Source organism: Austwickia chelonae (genome assembly GCF_003391095.1).
Taxonomy (GTDB): Bacteria; Actinomycetota; Actinomycetes; order Actinomycetales; family Dermatophilaceae; genus Austwickia; species Austwickia chelonae_A.
Genome location: NZ_CP031447.1, coordinates 3,608,773 through 3,628,119, shown reverse-complemented (window position 1 = coordinate 3,628,119; position 19,347 = coordinate 3,608,773). Strand labels below are relative to the sequence as shown.

The 19,347-nt window shown below is 60.2% G+C and carries 19 protein-coding genes; 10 read left to right on the top strand and 9 right to left on the bottom strand.

Annotated elements, in window-relative coordinates; genetic code table 11:
• Positions 1-500: 500 nt before the first annotated feature.
• The 9 genes from rpmH (at position 501) to DX923_RS15915 (ending at position 6,928) form a co-directional block, all read left to right on the top strand.
• The gene (gene rpmH / locus DX923_RS15955; protein WP_006503825.1) at positions 501-638 is read left to right on the top strand and encodes a 50S ribosomal protein L34; all 138 of its coding nucleotides are present in this window, start codon (positions 501-503) and stop codon (positions 636-638) included.
• Between the two features lie 11 nt (positions 639-649).
• Positions 650-991 (top strand): ribonuclease P protein component, encoded by a 342-nt coding sequence (gene rnpA, locus DX923_RS15950; protein WP_116116056.1) that lies wholly within the window; start codon positions 650-652, stop codon positions 989-991.
• Positions 988-1,467 (top strand): membrane protein insertion efficiency factor YidD, encoded by a 480-nt coding sequence (gene yidD, locus DX923_RS17040; protein ID WP_116116055.1) that lies wholly within the window; start codon positions 988-990, stop codon positions 1,465-1,467. Before rnpA ends, yidD begins: the two co-directional genes overlap by 4 nt.
• Positions 1,467-2,453, top strand: coding sequence for a membrane protein insertase YidC (gene yidC, locus DX923_RS15940; protein WP_116116054.1), 987 nt, complete (start codon positions 1,467-1,469; stop codon positions 2,451-2,453). The genes yidD and yidC overlap by 1 nt, the downstream gene beginning before the upstream one ends.
• 130 nt (positions 2,454-2,583) lie before the next feature.
• Positions 2,584-3,180 (top strand): protein jag, encoded by a 597-nt coding sequence (locus tag DX923_RS15935; RefSeq protein ID WP_116116053.1) that lies wholly within the window; start codon positions 2,584-2,586, stop codon positions 3,178-3,180.
• A 19-nt stretch (positions 3,181-3,199) separates the two neighbouring features.
• Positions 3,200-3,982: a 16S rRNA (guanine(527)-N(7))-methyltransferase RsmG gene (rsmG, locus tag DX923_RS15930; protein WP_116116052.1), complete on the top strand. Its 783-nt coding sequence runs from the start codon at positions 3,200-3,202 to the stop codon at positions 3,980-3,982.
• Between the two features lie 484 nt (positions 3,983-4,466).
• Positions 4,467-5,249 carry a ParA family protein gene (locus DX923_RS15925; RefSeq protein ID WP_346218089.1) on the top strand — a complete coding sequence of 261 codons (783 nt, stop codon included), beginning with the start codon at positions 4,467-4,469 and terminating at the stop codon, positions 5,247-5,249.
• A complete protein-coding gene (locus DX923_RS15920) occupies positions 5,239-6,333 on the top strand; it encodes a ParB/RepB/Spo0J family partition protein (protein WP_116116050.1) in 1,095 nt (364 codons plus the stop codon). The genes DX923_RS15925 and DX923_RS15920 overlap by 11 nt, the downstream gene beginning before the upstream one ends.
• A 49-nt stretch (positions 6,334-6,382) precedes the next feature.
• Positions 6,383-6,928, top strand: a complete 546-nt coding sequence (locus DX923_RS15915; protein WP_346218088.1) for an NUDIX domain-containing protein — start codon at positions 6,383-6,385, stop codon at positions 6,926-6,928.
• A 174-nt stretch (positions 6,929-7,102) separates the two neighbouring features.
• Here DX923_RS15915 and trxA read toward each other — a convergent pair whose 3' ends face one another.
• The 8 genes from trxA to DX923_RS15875 all read right to left on the bottom strand — a co-directional run bounded on the left by trxA (position 7,103) and on the right by DX923_RS15875 (position 16,882).
• Positions 7,103-7,426 (bottom strand): thioredoxin, encoded by a 324-nt coding sequence (trxA, locus tag DX923_RS15910; RefSeq protein WP_006503815.1) that lies wholly within the window; start codon positions 7,424-7,426, stop codon positions 7,103-7,105.
• A 112-nt stretch (positions 7,427-7,538) separates the two neighbouring features.
• Positions 7,539-8,480: a thioredoxin-disulfide reductase gene (gene trxB / locus DX923_RS15905; RefSeq protein ID WP_116116049.1), complete on the bottom strand. Its 942-nt coding sequence runs from the start codon at positions 8,478-8,480 to the stop codon at positions 7,539-7,541.
• A gap of 195 nt (positions 8,481-8,675) precedes the next feature.
• Complete coding sequence (locus tag DX923_RS16440; RefSeq protein WP_162873081.1) at positions 8,676-9,356, bottom strand: hypothetical protein; 681 nt, start codon at positions 9,354-9,356, stop codon at positions 8,676-8,678.
• Between the two features lie 246 nt (positions 9,357-9,602).
• Positions 9,603-10,175: an RNA polymerase sigma factor SigM gene (gene sigM / locus DX923_RS15895; protein WP_116116047.1), complete on the bottom strand. Its 573-nt coding sequence runs from the start codon at positions 10,173-10,175 to the stop codon at positions 9,603-9,605.
• Positions 10,172-12,322: a protein kinase family protein gene (locus DX923_RS15890; RefSeq protein WP_116116046.1), complete on the bottom strand. Its 2,151-nt coding sequence runs from the start codon at positions 12,320-12,322 to the stop codon at positions 10,172-10,174. The genes sigM and DX923_RS15890 overlap by 4 nt, the downstream gene beginning before the upstream one ends.
• 77 nt (positions 12,323-12,399) lie before the next feature.
• Complete coding sequence (gene murJ / locus DX923_RS15885) at positions 12,400-14,085, bottom strand: murein biosynthesis integral membrane protein MurJ (protein WP_116116045.1); 1,686 nt, start codon at positions 14,083-14,085, stop codon at positions 12,400-12,402.
• Positions 14,082-16,403, bottom strand: a complete 2,322-nt coding sequence (locus DX923_RS15880; RefSeq protein ID WP_162873079.1) for a DUF6049 family protein — start codon at positions 16,401-16,403, stop codon at positions 14,082-14,084. The genes murJ and DX923_RS15880 overlap by 4 nt, the downstream gene beginning before the upstream one ends.
• Entirely contained in the window at positions 16,400-16,882 is a 483-nt protein-coding gene (locus tag DX923_RS15875) for an NUDIX hydrolase (protein WP_116116043.1), read from the bottom strand. Before DX923_RS15875 ends, DX923_RS15880 begins: the two co-directional genes overlap by 4 nt.
• A 155-nt stretch (positions 16,883-17,037) precedes the next feature.
• Between DX923_RS15875 and DX923_RS15870 the strand changes: the two genes are divergently transcribed.
• Complete coding sequence (locus DX923_RS15870) at positions 17,038-18,561, top strand: CCA tRNA nucleotidyltransferase (RefSeq protein WP_240322673.1); 1,524 nt, start codon at positions 17,038-17,040, stop codon at positions 18,559-18,561.
• On the opposite strand, the gene DX923_RS15865 is transcribed toward DX923_RS15870, so the two are convergent.
• Positions 18,550-19,347, bottom strand: coding sequence for an ABC transporter permease subunit (locus DX923_RS15865; protein ID WP_116116042.1), 798 nt, complete (start codon positions 19,345-19,347; stop codon positions 18,550-18,552). The genes DX923_RS15870 and DX923_RS15865 overlap by 12 nt on opposite strands.

Below are 19,347 nucleotides of genomic sequence, written 5' to 3'. Positions count from 1 at the left end.
GGAGTATCCCTGCTGGTAGACGCTATGGCACCCGGATAGGGGCAGACCGTCATCGTACGCGCGACAGAGTTGTGCAGACCAGCACGACGCAGAGTTGTCCACAGGTTTATCAACATATGTGTATGGCTTCTGACCTGTTCTTTCCCGCGTGGGAAGACCGAGATGCCGAAGGTTAAGCGTGCTTCTAAAGAAGAGCGATGGTGAGTTTTTCGGTCACCTTCCTGGACTTCTCTCAGCGGTCCGGACAGAGACGACAACAGGTTTCGGACACAGGAATGTCCTGCATATCACGTCTAGGGGACTTTGTGGTTTGACCCATGTTCGGCTGGGCAAGTACCGTTCCCCTATAGGCCAATCATGGCCGTCTTCGCATGCCCATGCGCAGTGGTGAGGGTCTGGCTCTCCAGATGAAGAGCTCTGGTCTCGTCATCGGTGTTGCGTGGGTGTCCGATCGCGGCCAGGAGGCCGGCCGTCAAACCCGCTCGTGACCGGAGACCATCGTGACCAAGCGCACTTTCCAGCCCAACAACCGTCGTCGCGCCAAGACGCACGGTTTCCGTAAGCGTATGGCGACCCGCGCAGGGCGTGCCATCCTTGCCGCGCGTCGTCGCAAGGGCCGCTCGGAACTCTCGGCCTGAGCGTAGGCGGCGTGCTGCCTGCACGTCACCGCCTTCGCGACAAGGCGGACTTTGCAGCAGCGGTCCGTAGCCGTCGAAGTGGCGGCCCGCGGCTTGTGGTGCACGCGACCAAGACCGACGCTCGAGCGGGGGCACCGCCGCGCGTCGGTCTCGTCGTGTCCAAAGCCGTTGGAAACGCCGTGGTCCGTAACCGAACCAAGCGTCGGGTCAGAGCGTTGATGAAGACACACATCGCTGAGCTGCCCGCAGGAATCGATCTGGTCATCAGAGCCAGGCCGACCGCGGCCAACGCTTCCTACGAGCAGCTAGCACGAGATCTCGATCGTCAAATATCCTCGGTACTGACTCGATGAAGCAGGTAGCGGTGGAGCGCCCAGGATTTCTCGCACGGTTGTTCTCGTGGCCGCTCGAAGTGCTGGTCCGCGCGTACCAATTGCTGCTCTCCCCTTTGCTGCCCAGGTCTTGCCGGTACTACCCAAGCTGTTCGGCATATGCGTTGGAGTCACTTCGTCGTTTCGGAGTGTTACGTGGCACGTGGCTGGGAGCGCGCAGGCTTGGGCGATGTCACCCGTGGTGTGCAGGCGGGGTGGATCATGTTCCTCCCCGGAGGTCCGATGGACGTCCGGATTGGGAAGCTCATCGGACCCAGGCCGAACGACGTGAAGCTGAATGGGCACAGTTGGGCGATGATGTTCAGCAGGGCATCGGCGAGCAACAGGCTGTTTTTCCCTGCACGTGCGTGAGCAGCGAAAGTCATCCGGGACGAAAATCAGTGCCGGATGATGAAGGAACTGGGCGAAGTGCCCACATGAGACGAGGAATGCACTGATGTCTTGGTATGACCAGATGCTCTGGCCACTTCGGTGGGCTGTCGAGTGGATCCTCGTCGGGTTCCACACCTTGTTCACTGCTGTCGGAGCGCCCGCTGCAAGTGGATGGACCTGGTCTGCTTCGATTGCAGGTCTCGTGGTTCTTGTTCGTGTGCTGCTGATCCCGTTGTTCGTGAAGCAGATCGAGTCCTCCCGGCGGATGCAGCTCATCCAGCCTGAAGTGCAGAAGATCAACAACAAGTACAAGGGCAAGACCGACCCGGACTCCGTGCGTGCGCGCAACGAAGAGACGATGGCGTTGTACAAGCGCACCGGGACGAACCCCTTCAGCTCGTGTATGCCGATCTTGCTGCAGATGCCGATCTTTTTCGCACTGTTCAGCGTGCTCAACAACCTCGGTAGGGTGGCCGACCCACAGAGTGGGGTCCATGCCGCAGGTCCGCTCACGGCTGCCCTTGCCAAGCAAGCAGACAGCTCGACGATTTTCGGCGCTCCGCTGAGCAGCACCTTCCTTTACTCTGGGTCGACCGAGGCGAAAATCCTCACCGTCATCATGATCATCTTGATGTCGGCGACGACTTTCTGGACGCAGCACCAGCTGATGCGGAAGAACATGCCGGCCTCTGCGCTGGACAACCCCTTCGCGCAACAGCAGAAGATCTTGCTCTACCTGATGCCGATCATCTTTGCGGTCTCCGGTATCAACTTCCCGATCGGCGTTCTTATCTACTGGCTGGTCACTAACCTGTGGACCGCAGGTCAGCAGTACTACGTCATCAAGCGGATGCCTGCTCCTGGCAGCCAGGCCGAGAAGGATCTGGCCGAGCGCCGCCGTCGTGCAGGCAAAGAGCACAAGTCTTTCTCGCTGCCGGGCCTCCACAACGGAGATTCCTCGGAGGAGCAGAGCGAGTCGGCTGTACAGGACAACCTGAAGAAACTCTCCGGCCAGCGTCAGCAGCCGGTACGACGCAAGAAGAAGCGCTAACCAGCCGACGGCATGGGGCATCGCTTTCGTCGATCTCACTGCTCGGCAGAGCCGGAGCCCGGGTCAATGTCATGAGCTACTCAGAACCCCCGCGGACATACCAAATTCGCGTAGCCTCAGGAGAATTCACATGACGGAGCAGCAGGTCGCCAGCCGCGAGAACGACACAGTCGTTGCCACACGCAATGAGCGTGACGAAGAACCCACCGTGACGAATGGAGCCTCTGGACGCGCGGCCAAACCTCTGACAAAGGAACGCGCGATGCAGCTAGAGCGAGAAGGCGAGGTCGCCGCCGATTTCCTTGAAAGGCTTCTGGACATCGCTGATCTCGACGGCGATATCGATGTGGACGTCGATGGCGACCGGGCCGCTGTGGCTATCGTGGACTCGGAGGACGGACGGGTTCCGCGTCGCCTGGTCGGTACCGAGGGCCAGGTCTTGGAAGCACTCCAGGAGCTGACCAGGCTGGCGGTGCAGGCATCGACCGGTGACCGGTCCCGGCTGATGTTGGATGTGGCGGGCCATCGTGCTGGGCGCCGTCGCCTGGTGCTGGGCGAAGCTCGTGAAGCCATCGCGAAGGTGCGTAATGGTGCGGACAAGGTTGCGCTGCACCCGATGACAGCTTTTGAGCGCAAGGTCGTCCATGATGAGGTTCTTGCCTCCGGCCTGGTGAGCGAGTCAGACGGCGTTGAACCGCGCCGTTTTGTCGTGGTGTACCCCAACTGAAACTCGGCAGGGAACCGTCGTGTCCGACTCGCCGAAGGTGGATCTCGCTTCTGCGGATGAACTGCTGAGTGAGATACCTGAAGCACCTCCGGGTGCCGCTGACTGCTTCCAAGACAGGCTTTCGCTAGCTCGCACCTATGTCGAAAGGTTGGCAGACAGCGGAGTCCGGCACGGATTGATCGGACCTCGTGAGGTGCCTCGGCTCTGGGAACGGCATGTTCTCAACTGCGGCGTTGTGGGTGAGCTCATCCCAGACGGTGCGACAGTGATCGATGTCGGTTCAGGGGCAGGGCTTCCGGGGATCCCTCTAGCCATAGCCAGACCGGATATCCGGATCGTGTTGGTCGAACCTCTTCTGCGCCGTACGGTGTGGTTGGAGGAGACCGTTGCCGCGTTAGGGCTGGAGACTGTGGAGATCCGCAGGGGCAAAGCGGAGGTCTTCCACGGTGATCTTCTTGCCTCGTTCGTCACAGCTCGCGCTGTTTCGCGTCTGGTCAATCTTGGTACGTGGTGCGCGCCCCTTCTGGAGCCGGGTGGGAAGCTTATGGCTCTGAAGGGTGCCTCGGTGGCCGAAGAGCTTCATCAAGACATGCCTGCTTTGCAAAAATTAGGGTTCATCGGCGCTGATATCGTCACAGCAGGTGTTGGAGTGGTTGACCCGCCGACTACAGTGGCCTCCTTGACCCTGGGCCCGAAGGGCGCGCGGGGAGCGAAGGCCAAACGGATGTCTTCGCGCGCAAAGCGGGGAATGGGGAGCACCTCGGGCAAGACCGGCCGAGAGCGTAGGCGGCACTCCTCCTGATCGGTTTCAGTAGAATGCTTGCTTGTACTGATGATGTCATGTCCGCTCTATGATCCATGGCCGCCGAGTATGCAATATGGCGCTGCCCGAATCGTTGATGGGTTCGTGAGCGAGCAGGTTTTCGCACCCGGTTTGGGTCGACTGATCCGTGAAGCAGACTGAGTTGTCTGTCAGATTCCTCTCTTCATCACTGCGGTTGTTTCACGTGAAACAGAACCTTTTCCCAGGGCTGATGATTGGGCGCGCCCGGACTCCTTGGTTCCACAAGGACACGGTGAGGGTTACGCTCGGTCAGGAGTCGACCGGGCTAAGCCCAGCTCAACGCTCGTGAGAAGAGCGCCGCAGACAGGTAATGAGACGAAATATGCATACTGACAACAAGGGGAACATCACGGACGCACCGGGTGCATCCGTCTCCGCTGACAGCAATACACGTAGCGAAGAACAGCAGGTTCAGCTCAGGCGTCCGACCAAGCCTCGTGTCATGACTATCGCCAATCAGAAAGGCGGCGTGGGAAAGACCACGACTGCAGTCAATATGGCTGCTGCATTGGCGTTAGCAGGTCTACGCGTACTTGTCATCGACAGCGACCCACAAGGAAATGCGAGTACTGCGCTAGGGATCGCACACAGGCCAGGTACGCCGGGAATCTACGAGGTGTTGATCGACGACATCCCCATCGCTGAGGTCGTCCAGCCGTGCGCTGATATTGAGCGACTTTCCTGCGTGCCGGCGACGATTGACCTGGCTGGTGCGGAGGTCGAGTTGATCTCCTTTGTAGCTCGGGAGACCAGGCTGAAGAAAGCCTTGGCCAACTACCTTGACCAATGTGGCACTCTTGCCCCTGATTTTGTGTTGATCGACTGCCCGCCGAGCCTGGGTCTACTTACTCTCAACGCTTTTGTGGCCGGTGACGAGGTTCTCATCCCGATTCAATGTGAGTACTACGCGCTGGAGGGGCTCTCGATGCTCCTGAAGAACATCGAGATGATCCAGAAACACCTCAACCCTGAACTGCACTTGTCTGCCATCCTGCTGACGATGTACGACGCCCGAACGAAGCTGTCTGCCCAAGTTGCTGAAGAAGTGCGTCATCATTTCCCCGATCAGGTCCTCAAAACCAGGGTTCCGCGTTCGGTTCGAGTCTCTGAGGCCCCAAGCCATGGTCTGACGGTGATGTCCTATGACCCTGCTAGCACCGCAGCACTGTCTTATGCTGACGCAGCGGCGGAGATCGCGATGATGGAGGTCGAAGATGTCTGGTGAGCGGCGGCGCGGTCTGGGGCGAGGCCTGGGTGCACTCATTCCTACTGGACCTGAAGCAACGGAAAGGCCGGGTCCTGATGTGGATGACGCCAGGCATCCGAATGTTTCACGTGAAACAGCCGCAACAGCTGCTCCGGAGAGCAGATCGCAGCATCATCCTGTCACTGCTTCACGGGGTTCATCCGGAGGAAAAGCTTCCGCTGAGGGCCAACGAGCCTGTACCGCAGGGTCAGGCAACGACCTTGCCGAGGTGCCGGGAGCTCACTTCGCTGAGATTCTCTTGACTGATATCCGTCCCAACCCGCGTCAGCCGCGGACCGTTTTCGACCCTGATGAGTTGGACGAGCTTGTCGCCAGTATTCGCGAAATTGGCGTGCTCCAACCTGTGGTTGTTCGACCGGTAACCCCTACCCAAGGAACCGATGAGTTTCTGGGCGACCAGGCACATTTCGAGCTGGTGATGGGAGAACGCCGATGGCGAGCATCGCAGGAAGCTGGTGAGCGCAGTATCCCTGCGATCATCCGAGAAACGACAGACGATGACCTTCTCCGCGATGCTTTGCTCGAAAACCTACACCGGAGCCAGCTCAATCCGTTGGAGGAAGCTGCTGCCTATCAGCAGCTCTTGGATGATTTTGGGTGTACGCACGAGGAGCTGGCCCAACGCATCGGTCGATCTCGGCCACAGATTACGAATACTTTGCGCTTGCTGAAGTTGCCACCCCTGGTCGCCCGTCGAGTAGCGGCCGGAGTCCTCAACGCCGGCCATGCCAGAGCTCTTCTTGGCTTGAATGAACCGGCAGCCATGGAGCGTTTAGCTCAGCGCATCGTTGCTGAAGGACTTTCGGTGCGTAACGTCGAGGAGATTATTGCGCTCGGTTCATTGGCACATGAACCTACGCCGAAGAAACGGACACGCAGCGGGCCTGTCTCCGACGGTCGGTGCGAAGAGGTGGCAGCGGTCTTATCCGGTCGGCTGGACACTCGGGTCAGCGTGGTCATGGGCAAGCGTAAAGGGCGCCTCACCGTGGAGTTTGCTTCCGTGGAAGATCTCGATCGCATTATGGAGGTTCTCAACCACTAGGACTGTACCCGCGCACAGGAAGAGTCTCGGGCGGACTCTAAATAGGGACATGTTGCCTTTGGAGGGGCTGCTGAGACTGGCGGGCTATAGCGTGGGGTGCATGGAGTCTGTGCGTTTCTCCCTGGTCCCTGCTGTGTACGTGATTTTCCGACGCCGAGTTGAGGGGGAGCGACAGGTGCTTCTTCAGCTACGGCAAGGAACGGGATTCATGGATGGTCACTGGGCATGTGGAGCTGCCGGGCATGTTGAAGCCGGCGAGACCTTCTTTGAGGCCGCAGTCCGAGAAGCAGAAGAAGAGCTTGGCGTCACGATTCGCGAAGAAGATTTGGTGCCACTCACGGTGGTGCACCGTCGACACGAGGATGCGCAACCTATCAATCAGCGGGTCGATGTCTACTTTGCCTGCGACTGGTGGGAAGGGGAGCTGTCTCTGCGAGAACCCCTGAAGACAGCAGAATTTAGATGGTCCAATCTGACTGATCTTCCGGCCCCTGTGGTCCCGCACGAACGGCGGGTATTTCAAGCATTGGCTGAGGGCGAGCTCCCTCAGATTCTGAGCTGGGGATTTCGACAACCTGCTTCCACTGAAAATTGAGAAAAGACGCTGATGCAGGCGCTACCCTCTGGGGAACAATCACCGAACACTCGTGAGGGGGCGTTGTTTCACGTGAAACAACGCCCCCTCACGAGGTGACAAAGTCCGCATTCTGGGGACTCGAGGCGATGGTCCTGGAGTCGAAGGCTCGACACAGAACCACAGCGCTTCGAATCAGATGAACTCTGCGAGTTCTTTCAGCAGCATAGGCTTCGGCCTGGCTCCGGTGATGGACTTGACGACCTGGCCACCGGAGTAGACGTTCATCGTCGGAATGCTGACGATGCCGTACTGTGCAGCGGTTTCCTGGTTGGCCTCGATGTCCAGCTTCACAATCGTGAGCTTGTCGCCATGTTCCGCAGCGATCTCGTCGAGGATCGGAGCGACCTTGCGGCACGGGCCGCACCACTCGGCCCAGAAGTCAACGAGTACCGGCTTATCGCTGCTCAGTACGTCCTCGAAGAAGGTGGCGTCAGAGGTAGCGCGCACAGCTCCCATGAGTCGGAGTCCTTTCGTCAGTTCATCTCAGATCTGAGAATGTCGGTCGGGAGTCGAGAGACGGTTGATTCCGAACCTCGAAGAGGTGGTCACCTTTCGGTGAGTAAATCCGTCAGCCCTCCAACGAAGCCAGGTAGCGTTCTGCATCCAGAGCTGCAGCGCATCCGGATCCTGCAGCAGTGATGGCCTGACGGTAAGTGTGGTCGACGAGATCTCCGCAAGCGAAGACACCGGTCAGATTGGTGCGGCTGCTGCGTTCGATGCACCGGACGTAGCCTTCGTCGTCGAGTTCAACCTGGCCCCGTACCAACTCGTTCCGAGGGTCGTGGCCGATGGCGATGAAGACACCGGTGGCCTCAATGGACCGCTGCTCTTCGGTTTGCGTGTCTTGCAGGATAATTCCAGTGACCTTGTCCTCGCCTTGGATTCCCACGACCTGGGAGTTCCATGCGAATTTAACCTTCTCGTTGCTGTGCGCGCGTTCGGCCATGATTTTGCTGGCTCGCAATTCGTCGCGGCGGTGAACGAGTGTCACCGAACGTGCGAACTTCGTCAGGAAGGTGGCCTCTTCGACAGCGGAGTCGCCACCCCCGACGACCACGATGTCCTGGTTACGGAAGAAGAACCCGTCACAGGTCGCGCACCAGCTGACTCCACGCCCGGAAAGTCGTTTTTCGTCGGGAAGTCCGAGCTCACGATATGCCGACCCCATCGCGAGGATCACGGCGTGGGCCTGATGGGTTGTTCCAGAACCATCGGTCACCGTCTTGATCGCTCCGGTGAGGTCTACCGACATGACATCGTCGGCTACGAGCTCGGCGCCGAAACGTTCCGCCTGCGCACGCATGTTGTCCATCAGGTCAGGTCCCATGATGCCTTCGGGGAACCCAGGGAAGTTCTCCACCTCGGTGGTGTTCATCAGGGCGCCGCCAGCGGTGACCGAACCGGTGAAGACGAGAGGGTTGAGGTTGGCCCTGGCTGCGTAGACCGCAGCGGTGTATCCCGCGGGTCCGGAACCGATGATGATGACATTGCGCACGTCCGTGGTGCTCATGCTGCTCCTTGCTGTCAAGGTTCCCTCGGGTCGAGTGCTGAACCGTCACTGGCCGTGTGCAACGCAGTCCGGACCCCCATCATTCCAGGCGTAAGACTCCGAATGGTCACACCCTGGCGGGGAAGTAGGGTTCGTGAGTACCCCGAGGGTTTGTGAATTTGATTGTCCAAGAAGACAATTTATCTGATCTTCTCCTCAGAAGGCGTAAGGGCCAACCATTAGCTCGGGAGACCCCTCGGAACAGCTACGTTTCACTACGTGGACCTGATGGTGATCACCGATCCGGGTGACGATGACAGCTGACGGCTTTCCCTCGTAGGTGGAGATGTCCACGATCGCTTGACTGTCCCCCGGCAAGCCCAACGCTTTCAAACAGGAGGAGAGACCCAGCGGGGTGCCGATCGGACCGATATGTGGGGACTCAGGGGCGCCGCCGGACATCTCCCCGGTGCGTTCCTTCGAGAGATTTCTGGCCTGGTCGAGAAGATCACGTGCCGAATAACCTTCGGTGTTCATATGAAAAGAGGGAGTACCTCGAACAGTTGACCTGTTGTCCCGACCAACGGTGTCATGGTTTCCGGCGAAAGACTTCGCGTCGCTCGTGGGAGAGGACTCCGCCGACGTCGAGGGCTTCTGTAGGGGGGAGCTCAACATTCCGACCAGGCCTTCGCCCGAGCCGCCCAACCCTGCCACAGCTGCGGCACTAGCGGTCAGGAAGACCGCTGCTGCTGCAGCCACCTGCAAGGAGCGGCCACGGTGGGGGCGGTTCGTTCGTCCTGCGAAAAGTGCGTAAGTTACATCGCCTTCGGATTTCTTCCGCAACTCGGCCTCTTGTCGTAAAGAGGCATTGATTCGTTCCACTAAGTCCGGGGGCATCGGCCCAGGCTCAGGAAGCGACGACAATAAGTCGTGGACGCCGGTAGGGTCCTCTTCACGGTTGCGGCGCCTGTCGGGCGCATCTGAGCCGGTCACAGTCACCTCTGATCGTTGACATGCGCTGAAGGGAAGCGCCGTAGGAGTTGCTCACGGCGGTAGGTGTTCAGTCTTTTCGACGTTTCATGAGGAAGGTTGGTTCCGTTCCACAGGCGCCCCGTATCCCACGTGAGCCTCTTCAGCATTGCTCTACGAGGAATTCCTATCCGGGGAAGAAGCACTCAGTACGGCTGACAGCGCCGTTCGACCTCGAGCGCACCGAGATTTCACGGTTCCCTCCGCCACATCCAGAATGTGAGCGGCCTCGGCCACAGACAGCCCATGCATGTCGACAAGCACCAGAGCTGCTCGCTGCCCGTCCGGCAGCGTGCGCAATGCAGCCTGCACCATCAACGCGGTATCGACAGATTCGGTGTATCGGCCCGACTCCGCTAACAGGGTCACCGGAACATCATCCAGATCTGTTGTCGGGCGGATTCTGCGTAGGCGGTCCAGACAGGTATTGATCACGATTCGGTGCAGCCAGGTCGTGACTTGTGAGTCGCCACGGAAGGAGCCAGCTTTGCGGAAAGCCGACAGGAAGGCTTCCTGGACTGCATCCGCTGCCATCTCCCGATCGCCAGTGGTCCGCAGGGCCACCGCCCACATCCGGTCCTGGTGTCGACGGAACAGCTCGGCGAAAGCTTCAGGGTGCCCCGCACCATGTGCGCTGAGCAGATCATGGTCTGAGGCGTTCACCACGTCCAGGAGCGAAGAGCTCATCCCATGGGGACGATCTCGTGAAGTGAGACTCTGAAACCTCCGCTGTCCCTGGTGGCCTTGGTGAACCAGACGATGACGTACTGGGATTCAGTGGCATTGCTCAGTTCTACTTCGGTCAGGCCAGTGGCTTCTTTGAACTCTCCCACCTTGGTGGCTGATGAGATCTGTGGTCGAGAGCCCACATAGACGCTTCCGGTCTGCCCTACCTGCCCGAAGGTCAGGTTGACCTTTTTGAGGGCTTTGGGTGAGGTGAGGCGGAAAGCAACTCCAACACCTTTGCTGCCGCCCCAGTTGGGATCAGAGTTGTATCTTTCCGATTGCCACTTTGTCTGTGCATCCCCGTCAAAGGCTCGAGGGATCTGGCTGTCATTCTCATGGCCGTCACCATCAGGGTCGACAGCCACGCCGTCCCTGATCCGAATCGGTGTGCGAGGTGTTTCGGATGACGTGCTCGGAGACGGTGAAGCAGACGAGCTCGTGGACGTCGAAGGAGAACCACCAGGGCCCGCTTTGGCATCTTTACTGGTCAAGCTGTCGATCCCACTGATCACGACGACCATGGCAAGAAGGAAGGCGATGACGCAGACTGCCGAGATGACTCCCAGCACCAGTCTGGAGTGTGTGCCGGGCTTCTCGTCTGGATCAACCTGGATCAACGGCGCAGGGGACTCGAAACCGACGTCTGAATCAGGGATGTCGGACAGGTGTACGGCCTTGTGAGGACGGTTCTGCGCGGCACGTTCCGCGGCTAGCCGCGCCGACATGCTCTCCCGCTTCAGCTGGGCCTTGTCAGCTGCTGCACGCGCAAAGGTGCCGAGCTTCGCCTTCTTGTCGTCGGTGCTGTTCGCCGCAGTGGCTTTCTTCTCGTCGCTACGGGAATCTTTCGCTGAGGATGCAGAACTGGAGCCTGCAACTGATGCCGACCCCTGTCCGCCTTGCAATTCGGGTGATTTGGCATCAGGAGCAGTCTTGTTCCCCGCTGACGTCTGCGATTCAGCAGCAGTCGATGGCTGCTTGGCCTCGGATGAGGCCAGGGGCTGAGTCCCTTCTTGGGGGAGCGGAGCTTTGCGCTTCGCCAGTGGCTGGGTGAGAAGCTCTTTGACCTGTGCAGTTTTGCGCTTCACCAGAGGTCGGGTGCGCTGGTCATGGCCGGTTCCGCTACCCGCAGCGCTGTCGGCAGAGACGGAAGCCATAGCCGCACCGGCGCCGACAGCTTTAGCCATGGTCGCTGCTTTCGCGACAGCCGACTTCCGCAGAGGCTGTGTCATCGCACCGGTGTCCTCAGGGGTCTGCTCAGCAGGATCCGATGGGCGCTCCTTCGATGTCACGGGTTTTTTCCCGGGCTCCATCAAGGGCGCAGGAGAGGGTGCGGAGCGATCTCCTCTTAACGAGGGCTGCCACGGAAGGACTTCCTGCGCCAACTGACCGGGGCTCTTCGGCCCAGCATGACCGTTCAGGGCCTTGCGACACAGCATGTCGAGGTCGGCCGGGACGCCGGCTGCGATCTCTGATGGAGCCGGTACTCCGCCGACCACCCGGGGCGCGGGCAAGATGCCGGGGACCTCCTTGGGGAAAGGCCAGCGCGTCGTCAGCGAGTAGTAGGCGATCCCGAGCAAGCCCAGGGTGTCGAGCAGCTCAGCTCGATGCCGCGGAGGCTCCTCTTCTCCTTCAAGAGCCAGGACGGTGCCCAACCCGGTGAGCTTCACATCACCGTCCTGGGTGATCAGCACAGAGTAGGGAGTGAGTCGCAAGTGGTGCATGCCACGGCGGGCTGCAGTGGCCAGGCAGGAAGCGGCCTCTCCTAGGACGGTGCGGGCTTCCTCACCGTTCAGTGGACGTTCCTCAACGATTTCGATGAGGGTTCGGGCACTCTCATGGTGCTCCTCGACGATCCAGGAGAGATTCTCAGCGCTACCGACGTCGAGGATGCGGACCAGCCGATGGTCCTGGACATGAGCGGCTCGGCGAGCAGCGTCCAAGACCGCTGCCGAGGTCTTCGACGCCGAGGAAAACAGGGTCACCGTGATCTCTGCTTGGAGAGTGGTGTCGGTGGCGCTCCATGCCTCGACTCCGTCGGCGGAGGCTAGCCGACGCTCGTTGAGGGTGTACCGGCCGCCGATGGTGCGACCGGGAGCTATGTCCTGCACGGCGCCTCCTTGGTGATGTCGGCGCGCCGTTCGGCGAGCCCGTCCCGTCGTTTCGCCATTTTAGATGCGGTCGTGTGTCATGGCCGATGCCGTCCGCTTCTGCCCATACCTCCGGGCAGTCGTTTCAGTACCGGCCCTAAAAGGTCATCGAGTTCGCGGATACGGAGCCAACGCCCTGCGCCGAGATATGTCACTCCGTAGAAAGCCCCGCCACAGATCAGAATGACCAAGGCGCCGAGTCTTCCAGGAACAAAAACCTGGCAGACACCGATCACGAACAACGTCAGCAGCCCCGCGCCGAGCGAGGCAAAAAGGGAACGAGTCCAAGTCTCCCAGACGTCGAGCAACTGCATGCCACCAAGGCGGTCAGCGGCCCACCGCATACCGACGATCGCTGCGACGATATCGGAAAGAGTGGCTGCTGCCGCAACTCCCAGTGCAAGGTGTTGCGGCTGGAGGACCCAGGAAGCACCCCAGGAAACACCAGCAAAGATGGCTGCAGCCAATGCGGAGAGATAGAAAGGAGTTTTTGCGTCCTCAAAAGCGTAGAAAACCCGCTGTACTAAGAACATCACTCCGTAGGGGAGCAGGGCTAAGATCAGCAGAAGGAAAACGTCTGCCATGGCGCGGGTGTCCGCCAGGTCGTTCGCCGGGAAAACGATAGCTGTTCCCGCTGTAGCTACGCACAGACCAGCGATAGTGGTAGGAATGGTGGCAACGCCGATCAACCTCAAGCCTCGACGAAGTTGAGCTCGGACTCCGATCAAGTTTCCATGGGCTGCTGCTGTTGACATCGCGGTGAAAAGAGCTGTCGCCAGCGATACAGAGATGAGTCCATGGGGTGTCATGAAAAGGAAGAAGACGCTGTCGTAACCGAGCCTACTGACGCCTTTTCCGTTTGACGAGGTAAGGACATTGGATGTCACAGCCATCGCGGCCTGGGTAATGGCGATGCCGGCGAAGGTCCATCCGGCCACATGACTGGCACTACGAAGTCCGACTCCTCGGAAGCCGAAACGGGGTCGGTAACGCCACCCTATGCGCCACAAGGGAATCAGCAGGACCAGTGCTTGAAGTGCGACACCTGCGGTTAAGGAACCTCCGACGATGAGAATCATCGGGCCGGTCCACTCTTCGACCTTTGCGCCTTTTCCTGGATACATCAGCATGAATGCAGCCAGGCCTGCTAGCCAGACAATATTGCATGCTGCTGGCGCCCATCCATAAGCGCCGAAATGATTCTTCGCGCTAAGGATCTGACCGAGGACAGCATAAAGTCCGTAGAAGAAAATGGCTGGTAGTACCACATAGGCAAATTGCACTGAAAGATTGAATGTGCTCTCTGGCCAGTGGCTGGCAAAAGCTGTCACTAGCCATGGCGCCAAAGGAATGGCTAGAAGAGTGACTCCACCCAAGCAGAGCAAGGAAAGAGTGATCAGTCGATCGACAAAGTCCTTCCCGCCGTCGGGCTGCTCGGCTGCTTTCGCCAACTGTGGTACGAAAACCGCATTGATGACGCCTGCCGCCAACAACATGTAGACGGTGGTAGGGAGTGTGTTCGCCACCTGCCAGGCATCGCCAGATGCTGTATGGGTTCCGAAAAGTCCTGCGATCAAAGAAGTACGGACTACGCCCAGACCTCGAGATACGAGACTGCCCGAGGCCATGAGAACACTGCCTCGGGCAACACCGTCACCCCTTGTCGAAGGGGCCCCGTCGTCCCGCGTTCTGGCGGGTCCCTCGGCGCTGGTCCCGGTGCTCATTCGATGTCGATCTCCTTGAGGTCCTCCGCGCTCAGACGGGGACGGTTCCGGCGAATTGTGCGTAGAAGACCGACGAGAAAGACTGCTCCCGCCGCTCCACCTAGAGCGAGGATGAGCCACCCATTTGTCGGCTGCACTTGAATCGTCAGTGTGGTGTCCTGAGCCCCGAGCCTAGTGCCGGACGGACTGCTCACCTCCGCAGACACGACTGCGGGGCCTGCCGCGACCGCCTCAGCTGGGACTTTGACGACTGCTCGGCTGCGCGCAGCAATCGTGAGGAGGTAGGGCTCACGGGGAACGCGCAATCGGGGACTACGTCCTTGTGGAACAAGGCGTAGGCGTACTTCACGGACCTCAGAATCCAAGGTATTGACGACTGTGACCTGAAGAGTACCGGATTCGGCGAAAAAATTGACCTGCGTCGGCGCAACCGAGACGCCGCCGATCAGCTGGTTGACACGGTCACCAGTGACGCGTTTGGCTTCCCGCCAGGCGTCCACCGCGCCGCGCCAGCGGGTCGAGAGCAAGCTCAGATTGACCTTGTGCGCCACCGCAGGACCAGCCGCTCCAGGCGGGAGTACCGCAGCCAGCCCTTCGAGACGGCGCAGATCGTCCTGCACCTCGGAGAGCTGTTGTCTGTTCAGCGGCGAGGACCCGACTTTCAACGGATCGGACGGAACTCCTGCTGCAGACTTTGCGTCAGCAGACGAATTCGCTGTCGCCGCATCTGGCTCGCCAGCAGCTGTGATCAAGGATGTGCTGTCCACCGGCCGTACCCACGGTGTCCCCGACACCGTCTTCATCAGATTCGCCAAAGTGCCCGAATCCGGATCGAAGTTACGTGGAGCCACGGCCAATACGCGGCGAGCACGACCAGGAGATTCCTGCAGGATCGCCATCGTCTCCGCGAGGAATCGCTGTATCAGCCCTGCACTGGACGACGTGCTGCTATTTGCCAGAATTCGGCTTAGTTTCTCGTCGTAGCCGACGACTTTCGTGCCGTCCCCGAACCTGCGGGAGGCATCGCTGGTGGTGCCCGGATCTTGAGTCTCTGACAGCGGCAGGATCAGCGCATCTGGCTTGGATTTTCCGTAGGCGCTGGCAAGCTGACGCCTCTCCGACGAGGTCAGCGAAGTCTGGGGCCAAACGACTTTTTTCAATGAGGCAGGCGACAGACGGCGTGCGAGCTGATTGTCCGAACGTGCCAAACGTTCCAGGAGTGGAAGAGGCGATTCACTACGCATTATCTGCGCGAAATCGGGGTCGTCCTGTGGAAGCTCCCAGACCGGGTGGTTCTTGGCTGCTGTGGCCAGCCGCGCGGTCAATGCTGAACGTGAAGGGCTGTGCGGCAGAGGCAACTCGGCAGCAGCTCCTCCCTGAGCGTCTTTGCCGTCGTTCTGTGCGTTCACCGAAGGCGCGGAAGAGGATGGAGAAGGGGAAGCTGTCGACGTCGCTGGCGTGTTCGAGCCCAGTAGTGACGGGTCGACGGCGTAGGTCACCTGGCTGTTTGCCGTGCCGGACAAGATGCGGTCCACACGGCTGCCACTGCCGGTCGACTGAGCCCAGGCATTCTCTTGAACGGCTGAGTCAGCGCTGTTCAGTTGGGGGTTGGCATCTGGGGTCACCGGGACAGCCACGGCCAAGGAGAGTGGTTCGAACTCTTTGACCTGCATGAATGGAAGGAATGTCGTCAAAGTGGAACTTTGTCGCCCCCTGGCGACCTCCACCATCAGTGGTAGGACACCGAACGGCTTCGACAAGGGGATCTTCGCCGCGGGGATAGTCACCGGGATTGAAGTCGAAGCTCCTGCCGGAAGAGTCATGACAGGGAGGTCGGGCATCACCTGAGGCAGAGAGGCGGGGCGCTGCTCGTTGTCGAGTTCAGCACGCGATCCTGCTGGGTGGCCGATCCTGACTTTCAGCTTGGTGTCGGTGGCTTCAGTCTTCGACTCGTTGCTGATGGTGACCCGGACTTCCACCGGAGATCCAGGAGCTGCCACCGAAGGACTGACCGAGTCCAGCCGGATATGCATCTCTGCAGCGGTGCTCGTACGGGGAAGCAGATCAGGGTGAGGAGGGTTCCCCGGACGGTCGCTCTTGGAGGCTGCCTCTTGGGGAGTTCCGGGAGCTCCTGAAGGTACGAGGTCGTCCGAGCCGATTTCGGCGACGGTGCTGACGGGAGAAGCCGTGAGCTCGCTGCCGAACGCAGAAGCAGGGAGTATCGAGCCACACACGATGACAACGGTGAGTGCGGACGGCACCCACCGGCTTTGCTGCCAAGGGGACACCGATTCTCGGGGCAGCTGCGGGGGGGTCATTGTTGTCCGGCCAGCCTCTCCCAAGCCAGGCGTGCGATGCGTCGTTCGTTGGGGAAGGTCAGTTTCTCGTGAACTGTGGTGAGTGGAAACCACTTTACGTCGATCGCCTCATGGTCGGGGTCGTTCTCGACGGTCAGCTCGCCGCCGATGGCCTCCAATAGATAGTGGTGTACGACCTTGTGGATGCGCTTCTCCTGAGTCGAAAACCAGTAGTCGATCGTGCCCAACACCGTCAGGACACGGCCCTCGATGCCAGTTTCCTCGGCGACTTCTCGGGCTGCAGTCTGCTCTAGTGTTTCATCGCCTTCTTGATGGCCTTTGGGCAGGCACCATTCGATGCGCCCGGCCCTGTTCCGACGAGCGATCACGGCGATACGAGCCTGCCCCTCGACCACATCGACGACAATCCCCCCTGCCGAGGTCTCGAGCACCGCCGGCAGCCGGCGAGGAAGCCGATCAGGTTGCGGAGACAGGGTCATTCTGCCACTGTAACCGGCCCGCCAGTGCTCGCTATGCCGCTGTACCGTCCAGGTCGAAGCGGCCAGGGAGCCGGTGTTCAGACGCTGCCCATCGCGGTCGTGACGGTGGGGATGAAGGCGTCTCCTACCGGTCTGCTCCTCTACTCTTGGGGATTGTGTCGGACTCCCATAACCCCTCTGTCGATGTTCTTCTGAAAGAAGCGGTTCGCCGTCTTGCTCCGGTGCTCCCCCTGCTTCAAGAGCTGGGTGTCCTCTTCTCGGAGGCCGGACATGAACTGGCTTTGGTGGGTGGTCCGGTCAGGGACGCCTTCCTGGGGCGAGGCTCACTTGACCTGGACCTGACCACCTCGGCCCGCCCGGGGGAGATCGAGTCGATCACGGCCCGGTGGGCCGATGCACAGTGGGACATGGGTCGGGCGTTCGGCACCATCGGATTGCGCAAAGCAGACCAGACGGTAGAGATCACGACATATCGGGCCGACGCCTATGACGGCGCTAGCCGGAAGCCGGTCGTGGCCTTCGGTGACAACTTGGTCGACGACCTGGTCCGTAGGGACTTCACGGTCAATGCGATGGCGCTGAGGCTTCCCGCGTTGGAGTTCGTCGACCCTCATGGCGGCTTGGAGGATCTTGCCGCCCGTCGTCTTCGGACGCCCGGGCCGGCCGAGGTCAGTTTCGGTGACGATCCGCTCCGGATGATGCGTGCGGCACGTTTCGTCGCTCAGCTCGGTTTCGAGCTGGATCCGACAGTTCGAACCGCGATGTGCGAGATGGCTGCCTCATTGGAGATCGTTTCAGCAGAACGGATCCGTGACGAGTTCAACAAGCTGATGGTCTCCGAGGACCCGGTGGCCGGAGTCCGAGCATTCGTCGACACGGGTCTGGCGACTCAGGTCATGCCGGAGTTGCCTGCGCTCCAACTCGAAATAGATGAGCATCATCGGCACAAGGACGTCTACGAACACTCCTTGACCGTGCTCAGCCAGGCAGTGGCCTTGGAGACGCTTCCCGAGGAGAAGGGTCCGGAGAGAAAGTCAGCGGGTAATCGGATCAGTGGCGAGGTGCCTCGACCCGACCTGGTGCTCCGCTTGGCTGCTCTGCTTCATGACATCGGTAAACCTGCTACTCGAAGGTTCGAACCCGGCGGCGGTGTCAGCTTCCATCATCATGAAGTGGTCGGTGCCAAGATGACGACTCGTCGCATGCGGGCGCTGCGCTATGACAAGGAGACGACGAAGGCCGTCGCTCGCTTGGTGGAATTGCATCTACGGTTCCATGGCTACGGGACAGGGGAATGGACCGATTCCGCAGTACGCAGATATGTCACTGATGCGGGTGAGCTTCTCCCCCACCTCCATCGGTTGACCCGAGCCGATTGCACCACGCGCAATGTGCGTAAGGCGACGAGGCTCTCCCGTACCTATGACGGCCTCGAGGCCAGAATCGAGCGGCTGACTGCCCAGGAAGAGCTGAAAAAAGTTCGTCCTGAACTCGATGGGAACGAGATCGCAGCAGTTCTGGGCATTTCGCCGGGTCCGTTGTTGGGGCGGGCTTACAAACATCTCTTGGCTGTCCGCCTCGATCAAGGGCCGATCGGTAAGGAAGCCGTTGAGGCAGAGCTGCTCAGGTGGTGGAACGAGGAGGGTCGCGTGGAGGACGGATCTGGGTCAGGCTCGTAGGTCTCGATGGAGGAAGCCGATATAGGCGGTGGCGACCAAGACGAGGCAAGCCAGGATGAGCGCTGTCAGACCGAGAAGGTCCGCCTGACCTTGTAGCGGTTGTGCGCGGAACGCCCAGTGGAAAGGCGACAGGTCGGGGACCCAAGAAGCGACTTTGGTACCCATGTTGTGGGCGAACCAGCCCAATACACCGATGACTGTGGCTGTGTTCAGTGCGGTCGACCGTCGTCCGGTTGCCGCGCCGACGGACAACGCGAGCAGCCCGTGCACGAGGGCGAGGAGCGCGAGAGCTGCTCCTTCGGCGAACAGACCAGAGGCGAGCAGATCCAGCTGGGAGGGGGCGGAGAGCGCAGCCACCACAAGGGTGAGTGCAGCCGTTACGCCGATGACGGTGCTGGTCACAGCAAGCAGCCTGGCGGTCAGTACGGATCGACGGTCGGTGGCATGCGCCAGAGTCAGTTCCAGCGCGCCTGACTCTTCGTCGCCGGCGATGGCCTCCGCTCCTTGGCTTATCGCCAGGACCAGGAGAAGCAGCAGACCAAGCATGCCGAAGACCGTCTGATGGGTGTAACCCCACCCGGTGGACATGGTCATGACGTCCATACCGAAGGTATCGATCATTTCTTTCGGCATGACGTTCAGTTTGTCCCCGATGAGTCCGCTGTCCCGCATGGACGGGAAGAGTGGTAGATACAGAAGGCAGACGCCGGTGAGGCCGAGTATCCAACCGATGATTCTGCGTCGGTGATCAGCTAGCCAGCGCTGGTACAGGGGTGCAATGTTCAT

Excerpts from the sequence above, each read along its gene's own strand:
- DX923_RS15915 (WP_346218088.1), top strand. The coding sequence starts at position 6,383 with ATGTTGCCTTTGGAGGGGCTGCTGAGACTGGCGGGCTATAGCGTGGGG.
- DX923_RS15880 (WP_162873079.1), bottom strand. The coding sequence starts at position 16,403 with ATGACCCCCCCGCAGCTGCCCCGAGAATCGGTGTCCCCTTGGCAGCAA.
- DX923_RS15875 (WP_116116043.1), bottom strand. The coding sequence starts at position 16,882 with ATGACCCTGTCTCCGCAACCTGATCGGCTTCCTCGCCGGCTGCCGGCG.
- yidD (WP_116116055.1), top strand. The coding sequence starts at position 988 with ATGAAGCAGGTAGCGGTGGAGCGCCCAGGATTTCTCGCACGGTTGTTC.
- murJ (WP_116116045.1), bottom strand. The coding sequence starts at position 14,085 with ATGAGCACCGGGACCAGCGCCGAGGGACCCGCCAGAACGCGGGACGAC.
- trxA (WP_006503815.1), bottom strand. The coding sequence starts at position 7,426 with ATGGGAGCTGTGCGCGCTACCTCTGACGCCACCTTCTTCGAGGACGTA.
- yidC (WP_116116054.1), top strand. The coding sequence starts at position 1,467 with ATGTCTTGGTATGACCAGATGCTCTGGCCACTTCGGTGGGCTGTCGAG.
- sigM (WP_116116047.1), bottom strand. The coding sequence starts at position 10,175 with ATGAGCTCTTCGCTCCTGGACGTGGTGAACGCCTCAGACCATGATCTG.
- trxB (WP_116116049.1), bottom strand. The coding sequence starts at position 8,480 with ATGAGCACCACGGACGTGCGCAATGTCATCATCATCGGTTCCGGACCC.
- DX923_RS15865 (WP_116116042.1), bottom strand. The coding sequence starts at position 19,347 with ATGAACATTGCACCCCTGTACCAGCGCTGGCTAGCTGATCACCGACGC.
- DX923_RS15935 (WP_116116053.1), top strand. The coding sequence starts at position 2,584 with ATGACGGAGCAGCAGGTCGCCAGCCGCGAGAACGACACAGTCGTTGCC.
- DX923_RS15925 (WP_346218089.1), top strand. The coding sequence starts at position 4,467 with ATGACTATCGCCAATCAGAAAGGCGGCGTGGGAAAGACCACGACTGCA.
- DX923_RS16440 (WP_162873081.1), bottom strand. The coding sequence starts at position 9,356 with ATGCCCCCGGACTTAGTGGAACGAATCAATGCCTCTTTACGACAAGAG.
- DX923_RS15920 (WP_116116050.1), top strand. The coding sequence starts at position 5,239 with ATGTCTGGTGAGCGGCGGCGCGGTCTGGGGCGAGGCCTGGGTGCACTC.